We start from the raw sequence: 8,358 nt of genomic DNA, 5'->3' as shown, positions 1-8,358 counted from the left end.
GCCGGTCGACCTGCGCGCGCATGACGTCCGGGCCGCCGATGGGACGGCGCAGCACGGTCTCGTCCATGACGACCCACAGCAGCGGCGCCTTCTCCAGGCGGAGCACCCGGCACTCGCGGGCCCACCGTTCCTCGATGCCCTCGGCATCCACGGCATTCAGCCGCTTCCCCTTGAGCTCCGCCACGGCGGCGCCCCACTCCTCGCCCCCCGCAGGGAGCTCGGTGACCTGCGCGGTGAACGTGACGAGCCGGCCGCCCTTGTCCTTGCTGCGCACCGTCACCGTGGCGGTGCCGCCGTCCTCCAGGCCGAGGCCGTCCAGCGGCTGCTCGCCGGCGCCGCCGCCGACCAGGCACACGGCGCCCTCGTGCCACACGTGCCACAGCGCGCGGCTGGGCCCGGCGGGGCCCTGCAGCCAGATCAGGCCCGACTTCCTGGCGGCCTCTTCGATCAGCGCACGTGACAGTGCTTCCGTCTCGGTCATGCACCCACCTTAGGGGGATCTAGGCTGGTGGGGTGAGTGCTGCCCCCGCCCGACGCGACGCGATACGCACCGTGCCCGCCGACCCCGCGGGGACGGTCTCCCCTGCTGCCCTGCGCATCGAGGGGCTGCTGCTCGCGACGGCCATCGCGTCCGTCTCGTTCTCCGCGCCGCTCATCGCCGCCACCGCGGCCCCGGCCCTCGCCGTCGCGTTCTGGCGCAACGCCATGGCGGTCGGGGCGCTCACCCCGTTCGCGCTCGTACGCCACCGCGCCGAGCTGCGCGGCCTCGGCCGGCGGGAGGTCCTGCTGACCGTGGGGGCCGGAGTGCTGCTCGCGCTGCACTTCGGGATGTGGCTGCCGAGCCTGCACATGACGTCCGTCGCTTCCTCGACGGCGCTGTGCACCACCACCCCGATCTGGACGACGCTCGTGCTGCGGCTGCGCGGCCACCGCCCGCCCGCGCTCGTCTGGGGCGGCACCGCGCTCGCGTTCCTCGGGGTCATGATCCTGACGGGCGTCGACCTGTCGCTCTCGACCCGCGCCCTGGCCGGTGACGCGCTCGCGCTCGCGGGTGGGATGGCGGCCGCCGGGTACGTCCTGCTGGGTGCGGAGGTGCGCCGGACGGTGGGCACGGTCCCGTACACGTACGTCTGTTACACGACCACGGCCGTGCTCCTGCTCATCACCTGCCTGGTGAGCGGCAGTTCGCTCGGCGGCTACAGCGGGGTGACCTGGCTGAAGCTGGCGGCGCTGACCGTCACCGCGCAACTGCTCGGTCACTCGCTCATCAACAGGGTGGTCAAGAGCCTCGGCCCGTCGGTCACTTCGACGGCCATCCTGCTGGAGACGCCGGGCGCTGCGCTCATCGCCGCCCTGTGGCTCGGTCAGTTGCCGCAGACGGCCGCTTACCCGGCGCTCGTGGTGATCCTGGCGGGCCTCGCCCTGGTCATCATGGGCGACCGCCGCGGCAAGCAGCAGACGTAGGCCTACAGCCAGCCGTTGCGCTTGAAGCCGCGGTGGATCGTGAAGCAGATGCCGACCGTGACGAGCATGACGAGCGGGTAGCCGTACTTCCAGTGCAGCTCCGGCATGTTGTCGAAGTTCATGCCGTACACGCCCGCGATCATCGTGGGCACGGCGCAGATCGCCGCCCAGGACGTGATCTTGCGCATGTCCTCGTTCTGCGCGACGGACGCCTGCGCGAGGTTGGCCTGCAGGATGGAGTTGAGCAGGTCGTCAAAAGAGACCACTTGCTCGTGCACGCGCGCCAAGTGGTCGGCGACGTCACGGAAGTACTTCTGGATGTCCGGGTCGACCAGCCGCATCGGGCGCTCGCTCAGCAGCTGCATCGGCCGCATCAGCGGGGTCACCGCCCGCTTGAACTCCAGTACTTCGCGCTTGAGCTGGTAGATGCGGCCCGCGTCGCCGCCGCGCGACGTGCCCTTGCCGGAGACCGAGAAGACGTCGATCTCGACCTCGTCGATGTCGTCCTGCACGGCGTCGGCGACGGCTATGTACCCGTCGACCACCTGGTCGGCGATGGCGTGCAGCACGGCCGAGGGGCCCTTGGCGAGCAGCTCGGGCTCGTCCTGCAGCCGGTGGCGCAGCGCGCGCAGCGAGCCGTGTCCGCCGTGCCGGACGGTGATGATGAAGTCGGGCCCGGTGAAGCACATCACCTCGCCGGTCTCCACCACCTCGCTGGTGGCGGTGAGTTCGGCGTGCTCGACGTAGTGGATGGTCTTGAAGACGGTGAACAGCGTGTCGTCGTAGCGCTCCAGCTTGGGCCGCTGGTGGGCGTGGACCGCGTCCTCCACGGCCAGCGGGTGCAGCCCGAACTCCTTGGCGATGCCGGCGAACTCCTGCTCCGTGGGCTCGTGCAGCCCGATCCAGACGAAGCCGCCCTCGGCCCGCACCCGGCGCACGGCCTCGGCGGGGCCGATGTGCTCGCTCAGGCGCCGGCCGTCGCGGTAGACGGCGCAGTCCACGACGGCGCTGCTGGCGGCCGGGTCGCAGGCGACGGAGTACGTGTACGAGGAGCCGGAGGCGGCATGGCCGCGCCGCAGGGCGGGACGGACGGCGGCGCGCAGGTCACGGATCATCGACAAGGCAGGCTCCTTCACGGGCCGGCCGTCAGCAGTGGCGAACACACAAGAACGCGGCCTGAATCGCAGACGTGCGACACGTCCGTGAATCGGGCGGCGCTTCGCGTGATGCACAGGGCTGACGGCAGTTCGCGGGAAACGTCCCGGAGAACGCAGTGAACACGGAACAAAGCGGGCGGAGGGCGCTCTTCCGTCACATGCTGCGGGCGCAGGAGCACTTCCGGTGCTGCTGCCGGCCGAGGGGCCGGCCGCGGAAGGCTTCGGATCAGGCGGAGTACGGGTGCGTCCGGAGCGGGCAGACGGGAGAACTGCCGGTACTGCACGGTCGACTAGGATCCACCGCAGCCCCACCTCCTCCGGCCGGTCCCCGCTGAGGGACGAACGTCACGCACTTGACCACGGGTCAAGGCCCGTCAAGGCTAGCAGCCGTCCGGCGTACCCCGACCCGCTTTGCCTGTTCGATACGCGTTCTATGCTCACGGCATGTCAGACGTTCTCGCACTGGCCGAAGCCCGGCTGCGCACGGCGCTCGGCGAGCCGGACGCCCGCGCCGCGGTGACCTTCCTGGGCACCGACCGCATCGAGGTCCTCCGCTTCGGCGCCGCGGACGATGCGGGCGACGTCGTCCGCTACGCCACGCTCGGCATGTCCGCCCGGCCGATGGCCGACCCGACGTCCCCCCTCGCCGACCCGGTCCGCGGCCCCCGCGCCGAGCTGCTCCTCACCGTCCGCACCGGCCGGGCCGACACGGACAAGGTCCTCCGCCCGCTGGCCGTGCTCGCCGCATCCCCCCAGGTCGAGGGCGTTGTCGTGGCCCCCGGCGCCTCGCTGGACACCGGTGAACCGCTGTGGCCGGGGGCGCCCTTCACCTCCGTGCTCGTCGCCGAGTCCGGCGGGCTGGTGGAGGACCTGGAACTGGACGGTCCGATGGACCCCGTCCGCTTCCTCCCCCTCCTTCCCATGACCCCGAACGAGGCCGCCTGGAAGCGCGTCCACGGGGCCGCCGCGCTGCAGGAGAAGTGGCTGAAGCACGGCACCGATCTGCGCGACCCGCTGCGGCCGGGTGTGTCCCTGGAGTGACGATCGGGCCACGGCGCTCCGGTGCCGCCCTCCGGACGGGTGATCGTCCTTGACGCGGCGGCAACCCGGTAGGACCGTTGGAGGCTATGAGGGGCGAACCCAGTTGCCCGAAGTGCGGTGGCCGGGTGCGAGCGCCCGGTCTCTTCGCCGACTCCTGGCAGTGTGCTGTGCACGGCACGGTGCAACCCCTGCAGCCGGTCGTCCCACCGAGCGTGGAGGCGCTGGCCGTCGTGGTGCGGCGGGCCCGGGTCCCGGTCTGGATGCCCTGGCCGCTGCCCGTCGGATGGCTCTTCACCGGCGTCGTCAGCGCGGGGGACGACCGCAGCGGCGGCCGTGCCACGGCCGTGGCCTGCTCGGGCCCGAGCCCGCTCGGCGGCCCCGGCGAGCTGCTGCTGGTGGCGGAGGAGCTCGGCATCGGACTCGGCGCGCGCTACGCGGGGGTCGACGGCCCCGATCCCGGCCCCCTGCTGCGGGTGGACCGCTCGCCCCACGCCAAGGTGCACGCCGCCGGCCGTCCCACCCCCCTCTGGCACGTCGAGGGAGCACCCGGCGACCGGGCGGTGTTCGCGGGCGAGGCGCGCGGGCTGTGGCTGTGGGCGATCGTCTGGCCGGAGCGGTCGGGCCTGCTGATGTACGACGAGCTGGTGCTGACCGATCTGCGGGACGCGGGCGCCGAGGTGGACCTGCTGCCGTGCGGTGCGCTGTCGCCGCGCATCCTCTCGCCCTGAGGCCGAACCGGGACCGGACGACACGGTTCACGTTCGTACGACAGTTATCCTGAACCGGTCCTGTCCGTTCTGTTGAGTGCCGGGGAGTCCGTGTCGTGCGCATCGATCTGCACACCCACTCCACGGCTTCCGACGGTACGGACACCCCCGCCGAGCTGGTCCGCAACGCGGCCGCCGCGGGACTGGACGTCGTCGCGCTGACCGACCACGACGGGGTCGGCGGCCACGCCGAGGCCGTCGCGGCCCTCCCCGCCGGGCTGACCCTGGTCACCGGCGCCGAGCTCTCCTGCCGGCTGGACGGCGTTCCGCTGCACATGCTGGCCTACCTCTTCGACGCGGCCGAGCCGGAGTTCGCCCGCGCCCGGGACTTCGTCCGCGACGACCGCGAGCCGCGCGCCCGCGAGATGGTCGCCAAGCTGAACGCGCTCGGTGTGCCCGTCACCTGGGAGCGCGTCGCCGCGATCGCCGCCGGGGGTGCCGTCGGCCGGCCGCACGTGGCCGCCGCCATGGTCGAGCTCGGGGTCGTCCGCACGGTCTCCGAGGCCTTCACCCCCGAGTGGCTCGCCAACGACGGCCGGGCGTACGCCGAGAAGCACGAGTTCGACCCCTTCGAGGCGATCCGCCTGGTCAAGGCCGCGGGCGGGGTCACCGTCCTCGCGCACCCGCTGGCCTTCAAGCGCGGCCAGTGCGTCTCCGGGAGCGCGATAGCCGAGCTGGCCTCGGCCGGGCTCGACGGCATCGAGGTCGACCACATGGACCACGACGCCCCCACCCGCGCCCGGCTGCGCGGCCTCGCCGCCGAACTCGGCCTGCTGCCGACCGGCTCCAGCGACTACCACGGCAGCCGCAAGACCTGCGTCCTCGGCGAGTTCACGACCGACCCGGAGATCTACGGGGAGATCACGCGCCGCGCCACGGGCGCGTTCCCCGTTCCGGGCGCCGGCGGCTGCTGACAGGCGCTCGCACGCGCTCGTACGCGCTCGTACGCGCTCGTACGGACCCGGCGACCGCACCGGCGGCGTCCGTGCGCCCCTGCATCCGTGCCCACCGTGCACGGCACTTCTTCCTCCCCCTTCCTCTCGCTCACCCCCTCTGCAAGGCCTCACTGTGTTCGACTTCGCTGTCTTCGGTTCCCTCTTCCTCACGCTGTTCGTGATCATGGATCCGCCCGGCATCACGCCGATCTTCCTCGCCCTCACCTCGGGCCGTCCCGCCAAGGTCCAGCGCCGCATGGCCTGGCAGGCCGCGTCGGTCGCCTTCGGCGTGATCACCATCTTCGGGATCTGCGGCAAGCAGATCCTCAACTATCTGCACATCACCACGCCCGCCCTGATGATCGCGGGCGGTCTGCTCCTGCTGCTCGTCGCGCTGGACCTGCTCACGGGCAAGTCGGAGGAGCCGAAGCAGACGAAGGACGTCAACGTCGCGCTCGTCCCGCTGGGCATGCCGCTGCTGGCCGGCCCGGGTGCGATCGTCTCGGTGATCCTCGCCGTGCAGCGCGCGGACGGGCTCGCGGCGCAGGTATCGGTGTGGTGCGCGATCGCCGCGATCCACGTGGTGCTGTGGGTGGTGATGCGGAACTCGCTGCACATCATCCGGGTCATCAAGGACGGCGGCGTGGTGCTGGTCACCCGGCTCGCGGGCATGATGCTCTCCGCGCTGGCCGTGCAGCAGATCATCAACGGCATCACCCAGGTGATCGCCGGGCACCACTGACGCCCTCCTGGCGCAGGAAAGCCCCGCACGGCCGTTGCCGAGCGGGGCTTTTCGCGTGGGGGAGTCGCGCGTGCGCGTTACCGGGCCGTGGAGTCGGCCGGGCGGATGTAGATGCGCTGGCCCGTCGAGGCGGCCTGCTGCACGATCCGCTTGACGGATGCCGCGTCCACGACGGTGCTGTCCACGGCGGTGCCGTCGACGTCGTCCAGGCGCATGATTTCGAAGCGCATGGCTTCTCCCTTCGTTCGATCCTCCAGTGGAGAAACTGATGTCTGTGGCGCGTGCCGCGACGATGGGGCGCGCGCGTTCTCGATGGGTCCAACGTGCGGGGAGTCTGAAACATTCCCTACGCTAAGGAAATTTTTACCGTAAGTAATTACTGATGAAAGTCCAGAGCGTGCCGGAATGCGCAGGCCCGGAGCGAGTGGAACCCTGGAGATCCCGACCCCGGACTGAATCGAGGCGATCGGCCATGTCGGCTTCCGACCGCGCGGGGCCCGGGATGCCCTGCTGGGTGAGCCTGCTGACCGGTGACCTCGCCGCGGCCCAGCGGTTCTACACCGCCGTGCTCGGCTGGACCTTCCGGCTCGGCTCCCTCGGCGAGGACTTCTCCGTCGCGCTCGCGGGCGGCAAGCCGGTCGCCGGCGTGGGCGAGGTCGCCCGCCGCATGGGGGTCGCCGTCTCCTGGACCTGCTACTTCGCCGTCGACGACGCCGACCTCGTGGCCGCCCGGGTGCGCGAGCGCGGCGGCACCGTGGCCGTGGGCCCGCTGGCCGTCGGCCAGGGCCGCGCCGTGCTCGCCGCGGACCCGGCCGGGGCCGTCTTCGGCTTCTGGGAGGGCAAGGTCCTGCGCGGCTGGCACATCGGCAGCGGCGTGGCACCCGCCTGGCTCGAACTGCGCACCCGGGACGCCTTCGCCTCCGCCGTCTTCTACGGCGAGATCTTCGACTGGGACAACCGGCCGGACCTCTGCGAGGTCCGCTACGAGGACGAGGCCGTCATGGTGCGGGCCGGCAGCCGCACCGTCGCCTGCCTGCGCGGTGGCGCCATCGAGGCGGCACCCGACCCGCGCGTCAGGCCGCGCTGGCACGTCTACTTCCGCGTCGACGACGTCGAGAAGGCCGTCGAGGCGGCCCTCGCGAGCGGCGGCTCCGTCGCCTCGGAGCCCGGCGCCGGCTCCGGGCGCATCGGGCGCGAGGCGACGCTGTGCGACCCCGAGGGCGGGATGTTCACGGTGACCGAGAACGGGAACAGCGCGGACGCCTGACGAGACGTCAGGCCACCGTCCCCCAGAACCGCACGAGCGCCTCGGCCGTGGCCGCCGGGCGCTCGGCGTTGGGGGAGTGGCCCGCACCCTGGACGACGGTGCGCACCGCCGACAGCTCCTTCGCCATCGCGTCCATCAACGGCACCGGCCAGGCATAGTCCACCGACCCGGAGACGACGTGCTTGGGCAGCGGCACCCGGGCCAGCTCCGCCGTGCGGTCCGTTTCATCGATCAACTGGCGGCCAGTGGCCACGAGTTGCTCGGGAACGGTGTGCATCCAGCGCCGGTGCAGGAACTCGGCGAGCTCGGACGGGGCCTCCTCCTCGGGCACGTTGTCCGTCTCCGCGTCCTGGCGCTGCATCTCCTGCCAGACGCTCTCCATGTCCATGGCCGCCAGCGCGCCGACGAGCAGGCGCGTACGGGCCTGCTGCGACTCGGAGATGGCGGCCGGACCGCTGCTCATGACGGTCAGCGAGCGGAAGGCGGACGGCTCGGCCAGGACCGCCGCGCGGGCGATGAGCCCGCCGAGGGAGTGTCCGAGCAGGTGCACCGTCCCCGGTCCGCCGCCGAGCGCGGCGGCCTGCGCCAGCACGTCACGGGCCAACTCGTCCTGCGCGTAGGCACTTTCGTCGCGCGGCCCGGCGCTCTCGTGCTGGCCGCGTCCGTCGACGGCGACGGCGCGGTAACCGGCGGCGGCCAGCGGTTCGAGGAGCGCGATGAAGTCCTCCTTGCTGCCCGTGAAACCGGGGAGGAGGAGAACGGTGCCACGGGCTTCCGCGGCCGGGGGCCGCGCGTCGTGCACGGCGAACTCCCCACGGGAGGTGGCGAGCTGGTACGCACGGGCGCACGGGGGGAGGGCGAGGAAGGGGGGCCGGCTCATGGGGTTGAGACGCCTTGGGGCCGACCAGGGCCGCGGCGCCGAAGCCCAGCGCGATGGTCATCAGGTAGAAGGCGCCGATGATGCCGATGGCCCAGTTCACGGACG

At 72.1% G+C, this 8,358-nt stretch carries 10 protein-coding genes; 6 read left to right on the top strand and 4 right to left on the bottom strand.

Going from position 1 to position 8,358, the window contains the following annotated elements; all coding sequences use genetic code 11:
• On the bottom strand, positions 1–481 hold a 481-nt coding region (locus tag ACWD4B_RS34135), incomplete at its 3' end, for a Scr1 family TA system antitoxin-like transcriptional regulator (RefSeq protein ID WP_451424415.1).
• A 71-nt stretch (positions 482–552) separates the two neighbouring features.
• Here ACWD4B_RS34135 and ACWD4B_RS34130 point away from each other — a divergent pair.
• Entirely contained in the window at positions 553–1,464 is a 912-nt protein-coding gene (locus tag ACWD4B_RS34130) for a DMT family transporter (protein ID WP_451424416.1), read from the top strand.
• A 2-nt stretch (positions 1,465–1,466) separates the two neighbouring features.
• Here ACWD4B_RS34130 and ACWD4B_RS34125 read toward each other — a convergent pair whose 3' ends face one another.
• Entirely contained in the window at positions 1,467–2,585 is a 1,119-nt protein-coding gene (locus tag ACWD4B_RS34125; protein WP_451424414.1) for a magnesium and cobalt transport protein CorA, read from the bottom strand.
• Positions 2,586–3,065: 480 nt separating this feature from the next.
• Between ACWD4B_RS34125 and ACWD4B_RS34120 the strand changes: the two genes are divergently transcribed.
• The 4 genes from ACWD4B_RS34120 to ACWD4B_RS34105 all read left to right on the top strand — a co-directional run bounded on the left by ACWD4B_RS34120 (position 3,066) and on the right by ACWD4B_RS34105 (position 6,106).
• Complete coding sequence (locus ACWD4B_RS34120) at positions 3,066–3,662, top strand: suppressor of fused domain protein (RefSeq protein ID WP_451424413.1); 597 nt, start codon at positions 3,066–3,068, stop codon at positions 3,660–3,662.
• 86 nt (positions 3,663–3,748) lie between these two features.
• Positions 3,749–4,390, top strand: a complete 642-nt coding sequence (locus ACWD4B_RS34115) for a DUF6758 family protein (protein ID WP_336414193.1) — start codon at positions 3,749–3,751, stop codon at positions 4,388–4,390.
• Positions 4,391–4,485: 95 nt separating this feature from the next.
• Positions 4,486–5,343: a PHP domain-containing protein gene (locus ACWD4B_RS34110; RefSeq protein ID WP_451424412.1), complete on the top strand. Its 858-nt coding sequence runs from the start codon at positions 4,486–4,488 to the stop codon at positions 5,341–5,343.
• Between the two features lie 154 nt (positions 5,344–5,497).
• The gene (locus ACWD4B_RS34105) at positions 5,498–6,106 is read left to right on the top strand and encodes a MarC family protein (protein ID WP_336414191.1); all 609 of its coding nucleotides are present in this window, start codon (positions 5,498–5,500) and stop codon (positions 6,104–6,106) included.
• Positions 6,107–6,183: 77 nt separating this feature from the next.
• Here the strand turns inward: ACWD4B_RS34105 and ACWD4B_RS34100 are convergent, their stop codons facing one another.
• Positions 6,184–6,336, bottom strand: coding sequence for a hypothetical protein (locus ACWD4B_RS34100; RefSeq protein WP_171087432.1), 153 nt, complete (start codon positions 6,334–6,336; stop codon positions 6,184–6,186).
• A gap of 242 nt (positions 6,337–6,578) precedes the next feature.
• Here ACWD4B_RS34100 and ACWD4B_RS34095 point away from each other — a divergent pair, with 242 nt between their 5' ends.
• Complete coding sequence (locus ACWD4B_RS34095; protein WP_451424411.1) at positions 6,579–7,373, top strand: VOC family protein; 795 nt, start codon at positions 6,579–6,581, stop codon at positions 7,371–7,373.
• A 7-nt stretch (positions 7,374–7,380) separates the two neighbouring features.
• Here the strand turns inward: ACWD4B_RS34095 and ACWD4B_RS34090 are convergent, their stop codons facing one another.
• Positions 7,381–8,253 (bottom strand): alpha/beta fold hydrolase, encoded by an 873-nt coding sequence (locus ACWD4B_RS34090; RefSeq protein ID WP_451424410.1) that lies wholly within the window; start codon positions 8,251–8,253, stop codon positions 7,381–7,383.
• Between the last annotated feature and the right edge of the window lie 105 nt (positions 8,254–8,358).

This window comes from Streptomyces sp. NPDC002536 (assembly GCF_053594995.1).
The sequence above is the reverse complement of the archived record's forward strand: the minus strand, read 5'-3'. Positions and strand labels throughout refer to the sequence as shown.

Coding starts and splice junctions, on each gene's coding strand:
- ACWD4B_RS34120 (WP_451424413.1), top strand. CDS start 3,066: ATGTCAGACGTTCTCGCACTGGCCGAAGCCCGGCTGCGCACGGCGCTC.
- ACWD4B_RS34115 (WP_336414193.1), top strand. CDS start 3,749: ATGAGGGGCGAACCCAGTTGCCCGAAGTGCGGTGGCCGGGTGCGAGCG.
- ACWD4B_RS34100 (WP_171087432.1), bottom strand. CDS start 6,336: ATGCGCTTCGAAATCATGCGCCTGGACGACGTCGACGGCACCGCCGTG.
- ACWD4B_RS34095 (WP_451424411.1), top strand. CDS start 6,579: ATGTCGGCTTCCGACCGCGCGGGGCCCGGGATGCCCTGCTGGGTGAGC.
- ACWD4B_RS34090 (WP_451424410.1), bottom strand. CDS start 8,253: ATGAGCCGGCCCCCCTTCCTCGCCCTCCCCCCGTGCGCCCGTGCGTAC.